The 17,704-nt window shown below is 75.2% G+C and carries 16 protein-coding genes; 7 read left to right on the top strand and 9 right to left on the bottom strand.

The annotated features are described in order from the left end of the window. Positions 1 to 63: 63 nt before the first annotated feature. On the bottom strand, positions 64 to 525 hold the full coding sequence (locus QOZ88_RS00845; RefSeq protein WP_305997947.1) for an SRPBCC family protein: 462 nt from the start codon (positions 523 to 525) through the stop codon (positions 64 to 66). A gap of 81 nt (positions 526 to 606) precedes the next feature. Beyond that, positions 607 to 1,767, bottom strand: a complete 1,161-nt coding sequence (locus QOZ88_RS00840; protein WP_305997946.1) for an AGE family epimerase/isomerase — start codon at positions 1,765 to 1,767, stop codon at positions 607 to 609. A gap of 115 nt (positions 1,768 to 1,882) precedes the next feature. Between QOZ88_RS00840 and QOZ88_RS00835 the strand changes: the two genes are divergently transcribed. Continuing rightward, positions 1,883 to 2,449 (top strand): hypothetical protein, encoded by a 567-nt coding sequence (locus QOZ88_RS00835; protein ID WP_305997945.1) that lies wholly within the window; start codon positions 1,883 to 1,885, stop codon positions 2,447 to 2,449. A gap of 147 nt (positions 2,450 to 2,596) precedes the next feature. Here the strand turns inward: QOZ88_RS00835 and QOZ88_RS00830 are convergent, their stop codons facing one another. Genes QOZ88_RS00830 through pdhA form a run of 3 tightly spaced genes read right to left on the bottom strand, consistent with a single transcriptional unit; the run spans position 2,597 to position 6,246 of the window. Continuing rightward, positions 2,597 to 4,126, bottom strand: a complete 1,530-nt coding sequence (locus tag QOZ88_RS00830; RefSeq protein ID WP_305997944.1) for a dihydrolipoamide acetyltransferase family protein — start codon at positions 4,124 to 4,126, stop codon at positions 2,597 to 2,599. Positions 4,127 to 4,129: 3 nt separating this feature from the next. After that, positions 4,130 to 5,110 (bottom strand): alpha-ketoacid dehydrogenase subunit beta, encoded by a 981-nt coding sequence (locus QOZ88_RS00825; RefSeq protein WP_305997943.1) that lies wholly within the window; start codon positions 5,108 to 5,110, stop codon positions 4,130 to 4,132. After that, positions 5,107 to 6,246 (bottom strand): pyruvate dehydrogenase (acetyl-transferring) E1 component subunit alpha, encoded by a 1,140-nt coding sequence (gene pdhA, locus QOZ88_RS00820; protein ID WP_091930177.1) that lies wholly within the window; start codon positions 6,244 to 6,246, stop codon positions 5,107 to 5,109. Before pdhA ends, QOZ88_RS00825 begins: the two co-directional genes overlap by 4 nt. 217 nt (positions 6,247 to 6,463) lie before the next feature. On the opposite strand from pdhA, the gene QOZ88_RS00815 reads away from it, so the two are divergent. The 4 genes from QOZ88_RS00815 (at position 6,464) to QOZ88_RS00800 (ending at position 10,161) form a co-directional block, all read left to right on the top strand. After that, positions 6,464 to 6,943 (top strand): Lrp/AsnC family transcriptional regulator, encoded by a 480-nt coding sequence (locus tag QOZ88_RS00815; protein WP_091930178.1) that lies wholly within the window; start codon positions 6,464 to 6,466, stop codon positions 6,941 to 6,943. Between the two features lie 73 nt (positions 6,944 to 7,016). Beyond that, positions 7,017 to 8,951, top strand: coding sequence for an alpha/beta fold hydrolase (locus QOZ88_RS00810; protein ID WP_305997942.1), 1,935 nt, complete (start codon positions 7,017 to 7,019; stop codon positions 8,949 to 8,951). Between the two features lie 47 nt (positions 8,952 to 8,998). Beyond that, positions 8,999 to 9,517 carry a hypothetical protein gene (locus QOZ88_RS00805; RefSeq protein ID WP_305997941.1) on the top strand — a complete coding sequence of 173 codons (519 nt, stop codon included), beginning with the start codon at positions 8,999 to 9,001 and terminating at the stop codon, positions 9,515 to 9,517. Positions 9,518 to 9,540: 23 nt separating this feature from the next. Then, complete coding sequence (locus tag QOZ88_RS00800) at positions 9,541 to 10,161, top strand: pyridoxamine 5'-phosphate oxidase family protein (RefSeq protein WP_305997940.1); 621 nt, start codon at positions 9,541 to 9,543, stop codon at positions 10,159 to 10,161. Between the two features lie 161 nt (positions 10,162 to 10,322). On the opposite strand, the gene QOZ88_RS00795 is transcribed toward QOZ88_RS00800, so the two are convergent. Beyond that, positions 10,323 to 11,645: a serine hydrolase domain-containing protein gene (locus QOZ88_RS00795; RefSeq protein WP_305997939.1), complete on the bottom strand. Its 1,323-nt coding sequence runs from the start codon at positions 11,643 to 11,645 to the stop codon at positions 10,323 to 10,325. Between the two features lie 35 nt (positions 11,646 to 11,680). After that, positions 11,681 to 12,004 carry a DUF3817 domain-containing protein gene (locus tag QOZ88_RS00790; RefSeq protein ID WP_305997938.1) on the bottom strand — a complete coding sequence of 108 codons (324 nt, stop codon included), beginning with the start codon at positions 12,002 to 12,004 and terminating at the stop codon, positions 11,681 to 11,683. A gap of 176 nt (positions 12,005 to 12,180) precedes the next feature. Here QOZ88_RS00790 and QOZ88_RS00785 point away from each other — a divergent pair, with 176 nt between their 5' ends. Next, positions 12,181 to 12,726, top strand: coding sequence for a hypothetical protein (locus QOZ88_RS00785; protein ID WP_305997937.1), 546 nt, complete (start codon positions 12,181 to 12,183; stop codon positions 12,724 to 12,726). 191 nt (positions 12,727 to 12,917) lie between these two features. Here QOZ88_RS00785 and QOZ88_RS00780 read toward each other — a convergent pair whose 3' ends face one another. Further along, positions 12,918 to 13,997, bottom strand: a complete 1,080-nt coding sequence (locus tag QOZ88_RS00780; RefSeq protein ID WP_305997936.1) for a C40 family peptidase — start codon at positions 13,995 to 13,997, stop codon at positions 12,918 to 12,920. Between the two features lie 387 nt (positions 13,998 to 14,384). Between QOZ88_RS00780 and QOZ88_RS00775 the strand changes: the two genes are divergently transcribed. Continuing rightward, a complete protein-coding gene (locus QOZ88_RS00775; RefSeq protein WP_305997935.1) occupies positions 14,385 to 15,290 on the top strand; it encodes a YhjD/YihY/BrkB family envelope integrity protein in 906 nt (301 codons plus the stop codon). Here QOZ88_RS00775 and QOZ88_RS00770 read toward each other — a convergent pair. Further along, positions 15,240 to 17,648: a transglycosylase domain-containing protein gene (locus QOZ88_RS00770; protein WP_305997934.1), complete on the bottom strand. Its 2,409-nt coding sequence runs from the start codon at positions 17,646 to 17,648 to the stop codon at positions 15,240 to 15,242. The two genes, QOZ88_RS00775 and QOZ88_RS00770, sit on opposite strands and share 51 nt — an antisense overlap. Positions 17,649 to 17,704: the final 56 nt, after the last annotated feature.

Here is a 17,704-nt window from a genome sequence, read left to right as displayed (position 1 = left end):
CGCCCCTCCGTATACCACGCGGGCGCCCCCCCCGGGGGGGGGGGCGCCGTCGTCGTCCCGCGCTCAGCTGGGGCGCTGCACGTCACCGCGCCAGGCACCGGTCTCGGTGCCCCGGCTCTCGATGAACTCCTTGAACTTCTTCGCGTCGGCCTTGATCTGCCGGTCGTCGAAGCCGAGCGCCGCGCCGGCCTTCTCGACCAGGCCCCCGGGCTCCCAGTCGATCTGGATCATCACGCGGGTCTTCGCGTCGTCCAGGCGGTGGAAGGTCACCACACCGGCGTGCTTGGCCTCGCCGCTGGTGCTGGTCCAGGCCACCCGCTCCTCGGGGTGCTGCTCGGTGATCTCCGCATCGAACTCGCGCTTGACGCCGTCGATGTTGGTGACCCAGTGGGTGTGGGTCTCGTCGATCTGCGTGATCTTCTCGACCCCGCCCATGAACTTCGGGAACGTCTCGAACTGCGTCCACTGGTCGTAGGCGACGCGGATCGGGACGTCGACGTCGACGGACTCCTGCACGCTGGCCACGTTCTCAGCTCCTCGTATCGCTGGGTTCGGTCGTGGGCCCACCTACCCCTGCGCCGAGGGGCCGACACGTGCAGCCGCCGGTCAGCGCAGCGCGGCCGCGATGCTGCCCCGCACCGGCCGGTCGGCCACGAGCAGCATCTGGGCCAGGTGGTAGGCGTCGGGCTGCCCCGCCCACGTACCCTCGGCGACCTCCCCCGACGGCGTGAGCTCGTGGTGCCAGCTCCCCGTGACGGGGTCGGCGAACCGCTCCTCGCCGTGCGCCCGCCAGCGGTCGGCGAGCTGCCGGTACCGCACCTCCCCGGTGACCCGGGCCAGCACGGCGGCGGCCGCGACCGCCTCGCAGAGGACCCAGTGCATCCGCGCGCCGACGACCGGCCGGTCGTCCCAGTCGAGGGTGTACGGGAAGCCGTCGGCCCCGTCGGCGGCCCACCCCCGCGTCGCCGCGGCGTCGAACAGCGCCACCGCGTCGTCGAGCAGCCAGGCCGGCGGGTCGGGCAGGGCCGCGCGCAGGTGCAGGGCGAGCCGGGCCCACTCGAACTGGTGCCCGACCGTGACGCCGTAGGGCTGGAACGGGTCGGCCGGGCGGTCGCGGTTGTGGTCGGGCAGCGCCTCCCACGCGGAGGTGAAGTGCTCGGGCAGCCGCCAGTCGCGCGCGCGGGCGAAGCCGTGCACGACGCGCTCCGTGCTGCGCAGCGCCTGCCCGCGCAGCCGGTCGGCCAGCGCCGCGTCGTCCACCGCGTCGGCGGCGGCGAGCACCGCCTCCACGCCGTGCATGTTGGCGTTGGCGCCGCGGTACCCCGACAACCTCGTCCAGCCGGCGTCCCACTCGTCGACCGCGAGCCCCGCGTCGGCGTCCCAGAACCGGCCCTGCCAGACGGCGAGCGCCTCCTCGAGCAGCGCCCGACCGCCGTCGACGCCGGCGGTGGTGGCCGTTGCGCCGGCCAGGACGGCGAACGCGTGGACGTAGGCCGCCTTCGTCCCGTCGTCGCCCGCCGCGCGCCAGCCGCCGTGGCGGGCGTCGCGCAGCGGCCCACCGCGCAGCGCGGCCACCCCGTGACGGGCCAGTTCGTCCGCGCCGGGCCGGCGCAGCAGGGTGGCCAGCCCGAACACGTGGGTCATCCGCGCGACGATCCACGTCTCCTGCGGTCGCGGCAGCACCGTCCCGTCCGAGCCGAGGTACCCGAACCCGTCGGGCAGCCGGGAGCGCGCCGCGAAGTCCAAGAGCCCGTGGAGGTCGGTCACGTGGCCTGGCCTACCACGTCGCGCATGTCAGGTCGATGACGAAGCAGCCGGGCCGTGCGGTGGTCGGCCGACGGACGGGGAACTCACAGGGGCAAGGAGTCGAAAGGGGACGATCATGGCAAGCAGTCGCACCCACACGTCCGGGAGCCGCGCCGCGGTGGTCGCCCTCGCCGCCGCCACGGGGCTGATGCTCACCGGCTGCGGCGAGGACGAACCGGCGGCGGAGGGTTCCGTCGACAACGTGCTCGAGGACGTCGCCGAGGACGAGGCACCCGAGGAGGAACCGGAGATCCCGTTCGATGAGATCCCCGGCGACGAACTCGTGGAGCCCGCCTTCGACGGTCTCTACGATGACGAGTTCCTGGCCGACATCGACTCCTACCTGGAGCTCCCGGTCGTGCTCTCCGGTGAGGTCGCCGACCTGCTGACCGATGGGGTCTTCGCCATGACCGCGGCCGACGACCCGGGGATCGCACCGATCCTCGTGGTGACCCGCGATGCGGTTCCGGAGATCGCGGACGGCGTCCCGGTCACGGTGACCGGCACCCTCGAGGACGCCCTCGAGACGGGCGCCGTCGAGCAGATGCCGGACTTCGAACTCGACGATCCGCTGTTCGAGCAGTACGCGGGTGCTCCGTTCGTCTTCGCCGAGACCGTCGAGGTCTCCCCGGCCGCCGGCTGACCCGCCCGCTGGACGGATCCGTCCAGCGGGCGGCGCGGCGCGCGCTCCCGTCGGCACCCGCTGGACCGGCCGTGGCTCCGGCCCGCAGGACCAGCCCGGGGACGCGGCACGGGCTGCGTCCGCAGCCGTCAGCCTGCCGCCCCCCGATCAGAACGCCAGCGCCGCGCCCGGATCGTGCAGCAGCGCGCCGACGTCGGCCAGGAACCGCGAGCCCAGCTCGCCGTCGACGATCCGGTGGTCGAAGCTCAGCGCCAGCTGGGTCACCTGCCGCGGCCGCACCGTGCCCTTGTGCACCCACGGCATCTCGCGCACGGCACCGAAGGCCAGGATCGCCGACTCCCCCGGGTTGAGGATGGGCGTGCCGGTGTCGACGCCGAAGACGCCCACGTTGGTGATGGTCAGCGTGCCGCCGGCCATGTCCTCCGGCGCGGTGCGGCCGGCCCGCGCGGTCTCGGTCAGCTCGGCCAGGGCGCCCGCCAGCTCGGCCAGGGTGAGCCGCCCGGCGTCCTTGATGTTGGGGACGATCAGCCCGCGTGGCGTGGCCGCGGCGATGCCGAGGTTGACCTGCCCGTGGACGACGATCTCCTGCGCCGCCTCGTCCCAGGAGCTGTTCACCACCGGGTGCCGTCGCGCGGCCAGGAGCACCGCCTTGGCCACGAACAGCAGCGGGCTGACCTTCACCCCGGCGAGCTCCGGCCGGGCGGCGAGCCGGGCGCGCAGCTTCATCATGCGGGTGACGTCGACGGTGAGGAACTCTGTGACGTGCGGCGCGGTGAAGGCGCTGGCCACCATCGCGGCCGCGGTGGCCTTGCGGACGCCCTTCACCGGGATGCGCTGCTCGCCGGCGGTGGCCGCCACAGGAGCCTGGGCGGCAGCGGTGCCGTCGGAGCGCGCGGCGACCGCGGCATCGACGTCGGCCCGGGTGATGCACCCGTCGGTGCCCGTTCCCGGGACGGTGGTGAGGTCCACGCCGAGGTCCTTGGCGTACTTGCGCACCGGCGGCTTGGCCAGCGGGCGGGGGCCCCGCCGGCCGGGCGCGGAGCCTCGCCCCGGTGCGGCGTCCTCCCGTCGCGCGGCTGCCTCGGCCTGCCGGCCGACCTCCAGCCCGCCGTGGCGCACCGGCTTGCTGCGCATGTCGGGGGCGGTCGCCAGCAGCGGCGGGCCGTCGTCGGAGGGCAGCGGAGGCCGGTCGGTCCCGCCCGAGCCGTAGTCCGCACCGGGCAGCGCGGTCGCGCGGGCGGCCGCCGCGGCACCCGAGCGGCGCGGCCGGCGGCGGGCCTCGGTGGTGCGCGGCCCGTAGCCCACCAGGACGGCGGTCCGGCCTCCAGGGGCGGCCCCGCCGATCAGCCCCGCGGCCGGCTCCTGGGCGGTCGCGGCCCCCTCGTCGGCCGGCTCCGCCGCGGGGGCCTGACCACCGGCGTCTCCCCCACCCACCCCGCCGGTGTCGATGGTGATGATCGGCGCACCGACGTCGACCATCGTCCCCGCCTCGTGCAGCAGCTCGACGACGGTGCCGGCCCACGGCGAGGGCAGCTCGACGGCGGCCTTGGCCGTCTCCACCTCGCACAGCGGCTGGTTGACCGTGACGGTGTCGCCGACGGCCACCATCCACCGGAGGATCTCGCCCTCGGTGAGCCCCTCCCCGACGTCGGGCAGCTTGAACTGTCGCTGGGTCATGGTTCAGAGCTCCATCGCGCGGTCGACGGCGTCCAGCACCCGGTCGAGGTCGGGGAGGTACTCCTCCTCGAGCTTCGACGGCGGGTAGGGCGTGTCGAAGCCCCCGACCCGCAGCACCGGCGCCTCCAGGGAGTGGAAGCAGGCCTCGGTCACGCGGGCGGCGATCTCCGCGCCCAGCCCGAGGGTCACCGGCGCCTCGTGGACGACGACGCAGCGGCCGGTGCGGCGCACCGACTCGAACACCGGCTCCAGGTCCAGCGGCGAGACCGTGCGCAGGTCGACGACCTCCAGGGAGCGCCCCTCCCCGGCGACCGCCTCGGCGGCCTGCAGCGCCGTCTTCACCATGGGGCCGTAGGCCAGCACGGTGACGTCGTCCCCGCCGCGGACGACGCGGGAGGCGAAGAGCGGGTCGGGCGTGGCGTCGGTGTCGACCTCGGCCTTCTCCCAGTACCGCCGCTTGGGCTCGAGGAAGACGATCGGGTCGGGGTGGGCGATGGCCTGCTGGATGCCCCAGTAGGCGTCGACCGGGTTGCTGACGGCGACCACCTTGAGCCCGGCGGTGTGCGCGAAGTAGGCCTCGGGGCTCTCGCTATGGTGCTCGACGGCCCCGATACCGCCGCCGAAGGGGATGCGGATGACGATCGGCATCGGCAGCCGGCCCTTGGACCGGGCGTGCATCTTCGCCACCTGGGTGACGATCTGGTTGTAGGCGGGGAAGACGAACCCGTCGAACTGGATCTCGCAGACCGGCCGGTAGCCCCGCATCGCCAGCCCGACGGCGGTGCCGAGGATCCCGGCCTCGGCCAGCGGCGTGTCGACGACGCGGGCCTCCCCGAAGTCCTTCTGCAGGCCGTCGGTGATGCGGAAGACGCCGCCGAGCTTGCCGATGTCCTCTCCCATGAGCACGACCTTGGCGTCGTCCTCCATCGCCTTGCGCAGACCGAGGTTGAGGGCCTTGCCGATGGTCAGGGTCTCGGTGCTCATTCGCCGGCCTCCTCGAAGCTCGCGCGGTAGGCGACGAACTCGTCGCGCTGGGCGGCCAGCCACGGGGTCTGCTCCGCGTAGACGGTGTCGAACATCGACGCCGGGTCCGGGTCGGGCATGTCGACGGTGCCGCTGCGGATCCGCTCGGCGAGCTCGTCGGCCTCGCGCTCGACCGCGTCGAAGAACGCCGCGTCGGCCTTGTCCTGCCGGGAGAGGTGCGCCTTCAGCCGGGCGATGGGGTCCCGCAGCTTCCACTCCTCCAGCTCGCTGGCCAGCCGGTAGCGGGTGGGGTCGTCGGAGGTGGTGTGCGCGCCCATGCGGTAGGTGAACGCCTCGATGAAGGTCGGGCCCTGGCCCTCGCGCGCCGCCTGCAGCGCCTGGCGCGTCACGGCCAGGACGGCGAGGACGTCGTTGCCGTCGACGCGGACGCCCGGGAACCCGAAGCCGGCCGCCCGCTGGTACAGCGGGACCCGCGACTGCCGCTCGAGCGGGACGCTGATCGCGTACTGGTTGTTCTGGCAGAAGAAGACGACGGGGGCGGAGAAGCTCGCCGCCCAGATCATCGCCTCGTTGACCTCGCCCTGGCTGGTGGCGCCGTCACCGAGGAACGCCAGCGTCGCGTTCTCGGCGCCGTCGCGCTGCAGGCCCATGGCGTAGCCGGTGGCGTGCAGGGTCTGCGCGCCGATGACCACCGTGTAGAGGTTGAAGCCGGTGGCCACCGGGTCCCAGCCGCCGTTGTCCACGCCGCGGAACAGGCTGATGACGTGCAGCGGGTCCACCCCGCGGGTCCAGGCGACGCCGTGCTCGCGGTAGGTCGGGAACGCCATGTCGGAGGCGGCCATCGCGCGGCCGGCGCCGACCTGCGCCGCCTCCTGGCCCAGCAGCGAGGCCCAGATGCCGAGCTCGCCCTGCCGCTGCAGGGCGGTCGCCTCGACGTCCCACCGGCGGACCAGGACCAGGTCGCGGTAGAGGTCGCGCAGCTCCTCGTCGGAGATCTCCAGCGCATAGTCGGGGTGCTCGACCCGCTCGCCCTCGGGCGTGAGCAGCTGGACCAGCTGGGACCGCTGCGGCAGGTGGGGGGCGTCGGCCCCCGGGACGGGGTCGACCATCTCGGTGGTCTCTGGCAACGCTGTCACCGGTCGCGCTCCTCGCCGTCGGCCACCGCCGCCGGGGTCACCGGCGGCGCGGTGGTGCTGGACGTTCCGGCCCGCCGGGTGTGGCGGTCCTCACACATCCTGGCACGGCCGCCCGGCCGCTCGCCACCCCCGCGGCACGACGATCTGCACAGGGCTCCCTCGGGAGGTTGCGCAGAAAGGTGCCCACGCGCGGTCCGGAGCTGCCAGACTGCGCAGCGTGCCGGAGATCGACGCCACGGACGCGCGACTGCTGCTGGCCCTCACCGAGGACCCGCGGGCCAGCGTGATGGCGCTCTCGCAGCGGCTGGGCCTCGCCCGCAACACCGTGCAGAGCCGGCTCGCCCGGCTCGAGAGCAACGGCGTCCTCGGCCCGCTGGACCAGCGGGTCCGCCCGGAGGCCCTGGGCCACCGGCTGGCTGCCTACATGTCGGTGCAGGTGGCGCAGCGCGGGCTGGCCGAGGTCAGCGATGCGCTCGCCGGGCTCCCCGAGGTCCTCGAGGTGACCGGCCTGTCGGGGGCCACCGACCTGCTCGTCCACGTGGTGGCCACCGACGCCGACCACCTGTGGCGCATCACCGAGGCGGTGCTGGCCATCCCGGGCGTCCAGCGGGTGGACACCGCGCTGGCGATGCGCCGGTTCGTCGAGCGGCGCGTGGGCCCGCTGCTGCACCGCGCCGCCGGGCCGCCTCCCGGCTGACCCACCCGCCCCAGGCCCGGCGCGTCACCCCGGAGGGCGAGGTGGGCCCGCGGGGCCCGATCTAGGGTGCGCCGTGCCCCTCCGCCGGCCGCGCCGCGCCGCGTCGCTGCTCGTCGTCGCCCTCGTCGCCGTGCTGGGCCTCGCGGGGTGCGCCCCGGAGGTCGTCGACGGCACCATCGAGCCCTTCACCAGCACCGGTGGCGACCTGGTGGGCCGGGCGCCCTGCCCGGCGAGCGAGTTCGAGTGCATCACCCTCACCGTGCCGGCGGACCACCGTGCGGCCGCGTCACCCGCCTGGGAGGTCACCTTCGCGCTGCGCCCGGCCGACGTCGAGGCCCGCGGGGTCCTGGTGACGGCGACCGGCGGCCCCGGCTCCAGCGGCATCGCGCTGGCCGACCTCTACACCTCGGCCATGGATCCGGCGATCACCGACCACTACGACCTGGTCTTCTTCGACCAGCGGGGCATCGGCCGGTCGGAGCCGTTCGTCTGCGACCGCGCGCTCTCCTCCTTCGAGGAGGTGCTCGACGCCTCGGCCGACGCCGGCGAGCGGGACGGCTACGCCGCGGCGGCCGAGCGGTTCGCGGGGAACTGCTTCGCCGAGGCCGGCGTCGCCCCCTCCGACGCACCCCTGTTCGCCACCGCGCAGGCTGCGGAGGACCTCGAGGTGTTCCGCCGCTGGTACGGCGCGGAGCGGCTGGTGCTCTACGGCGAGAGCTACGGCACCCAGTTCCAGCAGGCCTACGCCGCGGCCCACCCCGACCGCGTCGAGAGCCTCGTGCTCGACGGCGTCGTCGACCTGCAGACCCCCCTGCGGTCCTTCGCCGCCGAGAGCGCGCGGGCCTACAGCGACGTGCTGGCCGCCACCCTGGCCGGCTGCGACGCCGAGCCCGTGTGCGCCGAGGACGGCCCGGGCGCATCGGCGGCCGCCTACGACGCGCTGGCCGCCGAGCTCCGCGCCGCACCCCGGCCCTACGACCACCCCCTGGCCGACGGCGGCACCGAGGAGCGCGAGCTCACCCTCGAGGAGCTCGAGGGCGCGGCGATGGCCTCGCTGAGCAGCCCGCACGCCCGCCGCCAGCTGCAGCGGGCGCTCAACGCCGCGGCCGGCGGCGACGAGCTGCCGCTGGCCCGGCTGGCCGCGGCCAGCGCGGGCGCCGATCCGGAGACCGGGGAAGTGGCCGTCGACCCCTCCTTCTCCCCCGCGCTGTTCTACGCGGTGGAGTGCCAGGACTACCCGACCGTGCCCGACGGCAGCAACGGCCGGGCGGAGCTCGACCGCTGGCTGGACTCCGCCGCCGCCGACGGCGTCGCCGGGGTGCGGCTGGACGACGTCTACTACGGCGACCTGCCCTGCCTGTTCTGGCCGCGCGGGGAGGAGCCGGTGCCCCCGCCCGCGGCGATCGCCGACCCGCCGTACCCGCTGCTGCTGCTGACCGCCGACACCGACCCGAACACCCCGGCCGGCAACGCGCGGCGGGTGCTCGAGCGGGCGCCCACCGACGCCGCGCTCCTCGTCCTCACCGGCGGCCCGCACGTCCTCTACGGCTGGGGCTACGCCTGCGTCGACCGGGCGGTCACCCGGCTGGTCACCACCGGCCGGCTGCCCGCCCGGCCCGTCACCACCTGCACCGACAGCCTGGCCGAGGCCTACGTCCCGCTGCCGCCCGCGTCCGCCGCGGGCTACGACGACCCGTGGGAGACCGTCGACCTCCTGCTGGCCGAGCTCCTCGGCCCCTCCTTCGAGGCCTGGCCCGGCACGGACGCCCTCGACCTCGGTTGCCCGGCCGGCGGGAGCGCCGGGTACCGGATCACCATGGCGGGCGCGGTGCGCATCGCGCTGGACGGCTGCGCCTGGACGCCGGGGGTGCCGGTCGACGGCGTGGCCACGGTCGCCGACGGCGGGACCGGCGAGGTCACCCTCGACGTGACGCTGCCCTTCGCCGAGCTCACCCTCTCCGGCGACGGCGACCTCGGTGGGACCTTCCGCGGGGAGCGCGTTCGCTGAGCCTGCGGTCGGGTGTGCCGTGGCAGCCGGCGGGTACGGCACCGCCCATGGCGAAGCGGACCCCGTTGGGACGTACGGGCAAGGGCAAGCGCGGGATCAGCACCCTCGGGTGGGCGTTGCGGGGTGCGGCCGCCGGCGCGGCGGGCACCACCGCGCTCAACGCCGTCACCTACCTGGACATGGTGGTGCGCGGCCGCGGCAGCAGCTCCACCCCCGAGCAGACCGTCGAGAAGCTCGCCGAGGCGGCGCACGTGCCCATCCCCGGTGACGAGCAGACGCGGCAGAACCGCGTGCAGGGGCTGGGGCCGATGACGGGTTTGGTGGCCGGCGTCGGGGTGGGCGTGGTGGGCGGCCTGGCCCGGGCGTCCGGCCTGGTCTCGGCGAAGCCGGTCGGGATCCTGCTGACCGGGCTGGGTGCGATGGTGGCGGGGAACGGGCCGATGACCGTCCTGGGCGTCACCGACCCCCGCAGCTGGTCGGCGTCGTCCTGGCTCAGCGACCTGGTGCCGCACCTGGCCTACGGGGTGGTCGTCAAGAACACGATCGACGCTTTCGACCGCCCCTGACCGCTGCGGGGCAGGATGCCCCCGTGCACGAGATCACCAGCGAGGACGAGCTGCGGGAGCTGCTCGGCGAGCCGGCCCCCGCCGCCGTCGCCAAGGAACGCACGGCGCTGCACGAGTTCGATCGGCAGTGGCTGGCCGCCTCGCCGTTCTGCCTGGTGGCCACCAGCGCCGCGGACGGCACGTGCGACGTCTCGCCGAAGGGTGACCCGCCCGGGTTCACCCTCGTTCTCGACGAGCGGACCATCGCCCTCCCCGAGCGGGCCGGCAACCGGCGGGCGGACGGCTTCCGCAACGTCCTGGCCAATCCACACGTCGGGCTGGTCTACCTGCTGCCCGGGCGGGGCGACACCCTCCGGATCAACGGGCGGGCCCGCCTCGTCCGCGACGACGAGCTGCTCGGGCGCATGGTGGTGAAAGGCCATCGCCCGCTGCTGGCCATGGTCGTCGAGGTCGAGCAGGTGTTCCACCACTGCGCCAAGGCCTTCCTCCGCTCCGGGCTCTGGGAGCCGGAGACCTGGGAAGCCCACGACGTGCCGTCCCGGCCCCGGATCGCCCAGGCCTTGGAGCGCCGCGGCGAACGGCTGGAGGACATCGAGCGCCACTACGGCCAGCAGTACTCGGCCGGCCTGTACCCGGCGAGCTGAGCGGAGCCGTCCGCGGACCCTCCCGTTCTCCCTCCCTCCCTCCCTTCTGGCGATGATCAACCCACCTGATCGGGGAGCGTCCTCCCTCACCGCCCACGGTGAGGGAGGACACCGCGTGATCAGGGAGGCTGATCGTGGCCCCGGGGCGGGCGGGAGCTGCGTCAGCGCCAGCCGTGCTCGTCGACGCCGCCGGGCACCGGGGCGGCCGGGTCGTAGGGCGTGCGGGTGAAGACGAACGTGTCGAGGTCCAGGTGGTCGGCGGCGATGCGCAGCGTCTCCCCGGCGAAGTAGCCGTCCAGCCCTCCCCACGTGCCGTCGTCGCGACGGGAGAACCGGCTGGCCCGGCCGCTGCGGCCGGGCATCGGACCGAGGTGCAGCAGCCCGCCGCTGACCGAGCGCAGCACGTACGGCGACGGCCCCCAGAACCACACGCCCAGGCTCTCCAGCGGCACCGGCGAGGGCGCGGGCACCCACGGCTCGGCGATCCGCGGCTCGGCGCCGCGGAGATCGGCCAGCAGCCCGAAGACCAGCGGGTCCAGCCCGCTGGTCGTGTTGGCCAGCGACACCGCGCCCGTCTGCTCCTCGCGGTCGACGAAGACGCCGGCGAGGAAGCCGGGCATCGAGCCGCCGTGGCCGACCAGCGTCCGCCCGTCGACCCGCAGCACCTGCAGGCCCAGCCCGTAGGCCGACCAGCCGGGCGCCGACGGGTCCACCCCGGCCGGCACCGTCATCTCCTCCAGCGTCGCCGGGTCGAGCACGTCGGCGGTGTCGCCGAGCAGGAACGCGGCGAACCGCCCGAGGTCGGCCAGCGAGGCCCACAGCTGCCCGGCTGCGGCCATCACGCCGGCGTGGTGCTCGGGCTCGGGCAGCACGACGTCGGCCCACGGGTGCACCGCCCGGCCCTCGGCGGCCGGCGCGACCGGCCGCGGTGTCGTACGGGCCATGCCGAGCGGCGCCAGCACCTCGGCGGCGACGGCGTCGTCCCACGAGCGGCCGCGCAGCCGGGCGACGAGCTCGCCGAGCAGGCCGAAGCCGAGGTTGGAGTAGTGGAACCGGCGCGCGGCGCCGAGGACGACGTCGGTCTCCGCCAGGCCCAGGTCGTCCAGCGAGCCGCCCGGCGTGCGCTCCCACCAGCCGCCGGGGCCATCCGCGGAGGCGCCGGCGAGGTGCGAGAGCAGCTGCCCGACCGTGCGGTCGCCGAACGGCGTCCCGGGCAGGTGGCGCTCCAGCGGGTCGTCGAGCCGCAGCAGCCCCTCGTCGCGCAGCCGCATGACGACGACCGCCGTCACGGTCTTGCTGATCGAACCGAGCCGGTACTGGACGTCGGTGTGCGGCCCGGGCACCTCCCCGCGGCCGGCCGACCACGCCAGCCCGCCGTCGCGGACGACGCCGGCGACGAGGCCGGGCGCCCGTCCGTCGCGCTGCACCCGCGCCGTGCGGGCCAGCAGGAGGCGGGCGGTCGAGGGCAGCACGGGCTCGGGCATGACGGCGACCGTAGCGACCGCCCCCGCCCGGCGGATCAGGCGGCCAGCGCCTCGCGAGCGGGCAGCGCACCGGTGCGGGTGGCCCGCCGCTCGAACCAGACGGTGGCCAGCGGCGGCACGGAGGCGGCCAGCGCGAGCAGCGTCGTGGGCAGCGACCAGCGCAGCACCCGCGCGGCGACGAGGGCGACCAGGACGTAGGCGACGAAGACGCCGCCGTGGATGGGCCCGAACACCTGGACGCCCACCTCGGAGGTCTGCAGCACCCACTTCACGAACATCCCGGCCAGCAGGCCGACCCAGGTGATCGCCTCGGCGACGGCGACGAGGCGGAAGGCGGTGGTGACGGTGCGCGGGCTCAACGGGCGTCCTCGGGTCCGGGGGTGGGGTCCGGGACGTCAACGACCGGGCGGCCGGCGGCGTCCCCGCATACGGTGTGACGTTCGCGGCAGCCGGCGCGGTGGCAGGGTCACTCCCGTGCGCGGTCTGGCCCGGCGGGCTGCTAGCCGCTGATGCGGTAGCGGGCGGCGTCACTCCCGTGCGCGGTCTGGCCCGGCGGGAGTTCTGCCTCGTGCTGCTGCGCCGGATGGCCGACGTCCGGCCCGACCTGACCGCACAGGCGCTACCCCGGCTCGGCGCCACCCGGGGCGAGGCGCACGCAGCGCACACCCGCTGGCAGGCGCTGCAGCACTCCCGGCGGGCCCCGCGCGGGCTGGCCCTGCGGACGGCGGTCCTCGGCCCGCCCGAGGAGCTGGAGGACCGGCGCGTCGGCGACCTGGACATCCAGGTGCGGCGCTGGCCGCTGCCGCTGTGGCCGCACCAGTGGTGGGAGGTCGTCAGCGGGCCCGGGGGCGCCGTGCTGCACGAGCACCTCGCCCGGGCGCCGGGCTCACCGGTGCCGGCGGCCGGCCCGCACCGGCTGCTGGTGTGGCAGCACGTGCTCGACGACGTCGCCGGGCTCCCGGGCGCGCGCGGCGTCGAGACCGGCGTGCCCACCCGCTCGGAGGTGCTGCTGCCGGGCGGGGTGCGCGCGGTGTTCGTCTGGGGGCTGCTCCAGCAGGTCGGCGGGCCGGGCGCGGGCTAGTACCGCGTCACGCAACCTTCGACTGGTTCGAGCTGGGCCGGCTAGCGCTTCGCGTCGGGACAGTGTGCGCAGACGCGCCATTTCCGTGCCGAGAACTGACCATCTGCGCACTCCGTCGCCATCAGCCGCGGTCTCGGGAAGGCGGCCGCCATGCAGGCGAACGTTGACGGCCGCAGTACTAGCCCCGGGCGTCAGCCCGCGACGCGCCGGGCCCCGGCGTAGCCGCCCATCGAATCGATGCTCGCCACCTTGACCACGTCGCCCGACGTCGGCGCGTGCACCATCTGGCCGTTGCCGATGTAGATGCCCACGTGGCTGATCGGGCTGTAGAAGAACACCAGGTCACCGGGGCGCAGCTCGGCGCGGGAGACCGCCCGGCCGGCGCCCGCCTGGTTCCGGCTGGCCCGGGGCAGGGAGATCCCCGCCGCGCGGTAGGCGTAGGAGGTGAGGCCGGAGCAGTCGAAGGCGCCCGGCCCCGAGGCCGCCCACACGTAGGGCTTGCCGCGCTGGGCCATGGCGGCGTCCACGGCCTTCTGCGCGGCGGCGCTGTCGGCCACCACCGGGGCGGCGGGCGCCGGTGCCGGCGCCTCGCGGTCCCCGCGGCTGGCGCGCTGCGGCTCGCCGCCGCGCTCCTCGGCGTGGTGGGCCTCGGCCACGGCCTGGCGCTCGGCGACGCTGAGCCGGTCGAACTGGGCGCGGAACTCGTCGACCTGCGCCTGCAGCTCGGCCTGTTGCGCGGCGATGGAGTCGTAGGTGGCCCGCGCCTGGGCGGCGGCCTCCTGCGCGGCGGCCTGGGCCTGCGCGGCGGCGACGTTGGCCTCGGCCGCCCGGGCCAGCACCACGCCCTGGTGCCCGGAGATCGTCTCCAGCATGCTCACGCGGCTCACGAACTCGTCGGCCGAGTCGCTGGTGAGCAGGGCCTGGAAGGAGCCCAGGCCCTCGCCGGTCCAGGCGCTGCGGGCGATGCCGCGCACCTGATCCTGGGCGCGGGCGAGGTCGGCGGTGGCCTGCTGCAGCTGGGCGGCCGCGGCCTCCGCGGTGGCCTGCTGGGCCGTCAGCGCGTCGCGCGCCTCGTTGAACTGCTCGGTGACGACCTCGAGCTGGTGGCCGCGCTCGGCGACCAGCCGGGCGGCCTCGCCCGACGTGGCGGGCGAGCCGGGGTCCGCGGACGCGGGGACCGTGGCGAGCAGGATGCCGACGGTGCCGGCCAGGGCCAGCCCCACCCGGCCGGCGGTGCGGCGGCGGGCGGGCGGGCGCAGGGGGGTCGCCATGGTGCGGCGGCTCTCCGATCTCGTCCACGGCCGTCATCCGGGGCCCGGCCGGGCGCACGCTCGCACGTCGGGACGGAAGGGTCCGTCCCAGATCGGTGCCGCGGTGGTCCCGGTCCGGGAACCGCTCCTGTGGCGGGTGCCCGGCTCGCTCGACGGCGCCCGGCGGAGGTCACTCGGCAGTGACGGAAAGCCCCGACGGACACACTCACCGTAGGCGGCGTGACCCGGTCGTGACAATGCCCGGAACCACATTCGTGTAGTTCTCCCTGCGCGCCCCGTCACAGCCGCCCCAGCCACCTGCGCGTTCGCCCCGAAGAGGCGTCGGGAGCCCCGCCGGGACCGGTTTCGGTGCGGCCCCGCGCGACCACTACCGGAGGATGGATCGCCGTGAGCCCCGCCCGTGATCCGCAGCGCGTGAGCCGGTCCTCCCGGGTCGCCGCCGTGCTGCGCGGCCTACCCCGGGGGGTGCGCGCCCGCCTCCGGGGACGCGACCTCATGCTGATCGCCGCCGGGCTGACCTTCTACGCGGGCATCGCCGTCGTCCCGCTGCTCGTGCTGTCGTTCGGGCTCACCGCCTGGATCACCTCACCGGAGCGGGTGCGCGAGCTCGGCGAGCGCGTCGGCGACCTGCTGCCCTCCGAACTGGGGGCGCCGGCGGCGGTCGACCGGCTGGTCGAGGCCGGCGCCGGCCTGGACCCGCTGGGGGCGCTGCTGGCCCTGCTGCCCATGTCGCTCTACGGCGAGGGCCTCCGGCGCGCCCTGCTGCGGTTCTCCGAGCGGCACGAGGGCCACACCGCCTGGCGCGGCCGGCTCGCCGCGCTGCCGCTGCTGCTCCTCGCGCCGGTGCTGCTGTACCCGCTGCTGCTCGCCGCGGCGCAGATGGCCGACCTCGCCGACCGCGGGGGCGTCGCGGCCACGATCGGCCAGGTGGCCCTCGGCTACTACGCGGTGCTGGCGGCGCTGACGCTGCCGCTGGCCTGGGGGTTCCGGGTCGTCGGCGGGGGCCGGGCGCGGTGGCGGTCGCTGCTGGTCGGGGCGCTGTTCACCGCCGCCTGCCTGTCCGGCTTCCTGCAGGGTTTCGTGCTGTTCCTGGCGCTGCCGCTGGACCTCGGCGCACCGTTCGGCGACCTGGACGTCGTCGGCGGCGTGGTCGCGCTGGCCTTGTGGCTGTTCCTGCTCCACCTGATCGTGCTGCTGGGCTGGCTGACCACCCAGACGCTGGACGAACTGGCCGGCGACCGCTCAGCGCCGCGGCGGCGGGTAGGGGAACCGGTCGAACCAGGCGTCGGCTGACACCGGTTCGTCGGGTGCCTGCGGACCACCGGGCCGGGCGCCCGGCTCCTGCGGCACCGGCGGAGCCGGGGGTGCGGGCGCCGGGTCGGGCACCGGCGCAGGAGGCGGCTCGGGTGCCGGCGGCGGTGGCGGCGGGAGCGGCACGTAGCGGGAGCCGTTGCTGACCAGGATGGCGATGACCTGGCCCGGCACGGCACGGCCGCCCGCGGGCGGGCTGGTGCCCACGAGCGCGCCGGGGGCGAGGTCGCTGTCCACCCGGAAGACGCGGTCGAGGAAGCCGGTGTCGCCGAGCACGCCCTCGCACTCGGACGGGTCCCCGCAGGATGGCACCCGGACCGTGTTGCCCCGCACCACCGCGGGGTCCGCGGGCGGGAAGTCGCTGCTGCCGCGCGCCGTGAGGATCGGCGCCATCGCGTCGTGCCAGATGGTGGCGCCCTTGCCGCCGCCGAAGCCACCGACGTCCTCGGCCTCCTTGGGGTTGAACACCATCACGCTGGCCGCGATCTCCGGGGTGTACCCGACGAACGCCACGGAGACGTTCTGCTGGGTGGTGCCGGTCTTCCCGGCGATCTGGTGGCCCGGCACGTACGCCCGCCGGCCGGTCTGGCCGCCGTAGCCGGGCTCGACGTCCTTGCGGAGCATCTGGTTCAGCGTGTCCGCGACCCCGGGCGGGATGGCCTCGGGGGTGCAGCGGTCCCCGTCGACCAGCGGCTCGCCGTCCGGGCCCAGCACGGGCTCTCCCTCGCGGTCGAGCAGCGCGGTGACCGGGACGATGTCGCACCGGGTGCCCGAGGCCGCGAGCGTGGAGTAGGCGCTGGCCAGGCCGAGCGGGCTGGTGGCCTCGGGGCCGAAGGCGAACGAGCCGTTGTTCTCGTCGATCGTGCGCTGCGCCAGGCCGGAGGGGCCGTGGGCGTAGAGGCCCATGCGCTCGGCCATGCGCACCGGCTCCTCGACGCTGCCAAGGGCGTCCTCGAGGGCGAGGAAGTAGGTGTTGGAGGACTGGTAGAGCGCCGTCGTCAGGTCCAGCGAGGCCCGGTAGCTGCCGGAGTTGCGGACGTCGTAGGGGCCATCGCCCTCCCGGTAGACCCGGGAGACGTACGGGCTGGGCGCGGTGAGCGTGTACTCGGTCGAGTAGCCGCGGGCCAGCGCCGCGGCGGCCACGAACACCTTGTAGGTCGACCCGGCGCCCCGGCTCGGCAGCGCGTTGAGGTTGACCGACTCCTGCCGCAGGTCGCCCTCGTCGTGGCCGTAGATGCGGTTGACGCTCATGGCCAGCAGGTGGCCGGTGCCCGGCTCCACCGCGGTGAAGGTGGCGGCCAGCGAGCTCTCCAGCGGCTGGTTCGCCAGCACGGCGGCGTCCCCGGCGCGCTGCAGATCGGCGTCCAGCGTGGTCTGGACGACGTAGCCGTTGCGCTCGAGGTCGTCCTGGGTGAGCCCGAGTTCCTCGATGAGGTACTGCTGGACGAAGTCGCAGACGTAGGCCCCCACGGACGCCTCGACGCAGCCGCGGCGCGGCGCCGGCGCCGGGGCGAGGCCGAGCGGGGCGGCCGAGGCCTCCGCCTGCTGCTCGGGGCTGATGTAGCCCTGCTCGGCCATGCGGGCCAGCACCAGGTTCCGCCGGATCGTGGCGCCCTCGGGGTCGGTGAAGGGGTCGTGGTCCTTCGGGCTCTGCACCAGCCCGGCCAGCAGCGCCGCCTGCGGCAGGGTCAGCTCGGCGGCGTCGACGCCGAAGAACGCCCGGGCCGCGGGCTGCACCCCGTAGGCGTTCTGGCCGAAGTAGACGATGTTGAGGTAGCGGGTGAGCAGTTCGTCCTTGGTGTAGGCCGACTCCATCGCCAGGGCCAGCCGGGCCTCGCGCAGCTTGCGGCCGAACGTCTTCTCGGTGGCGGCGTCCCGCTCGGCCTGGGTGCGCGCGGACTGCAGCAGGGTCTGCTTGACCAGCTGCTGGGTCAGGGTGGAGCCGCCCTCCTCCACCTCGCCGGCGGCGATGTTGGTGACCAGGGCCCGCGCGGTGCCCTGCACGTCCAGCCCGCCGTGGTCGTAGAAGCGCGCGTCCTCGACGGCGACCAGGGCCTGGCGCATGACCTCGGCGATCCGGTCGAACTCCACCGGCTCGCGGTTCTCCCGGTAGAAGGAGGTGATCACCTCGCCGTTGGCGGCGAGCACCACGGTGTTGCGGGCGGGGACCTCGACGGAGAACTCCTCCGGGGGGTCGCCGAGCAGGGCCGAGGAGCCGCGCGCGGCCAGGGCCGGACCGCCGACCCAGGGCAGCAGGAGACCGGCCACCAGGGCACCGGCGAGCAGGACGGCGCACGCGAGCCTGAGCAGCGTGCGACCCGTCCCCGTGCGCGACTCCATGACCCTCCTCCACGTGAACGCCCAGCTCAGCAGGGATGATCACGATCCACAACCAC

The sequence above is a fragment of the Blastococcus carthaginiensis genome (assembly GCF_030731085.1).
Taxonomy (GTDB): domain Bacteria; phylum Actinomycetota; class Actinomycetes; order Mycobacteriales; family Geodermatophilaceae; genus Blastococcus; species Blastococcus carthaginiensis.
Note: the sequence above shows the minus strand (reverse complement) of the source record. Positions and strands in the feature narration are given on the sequence as shown.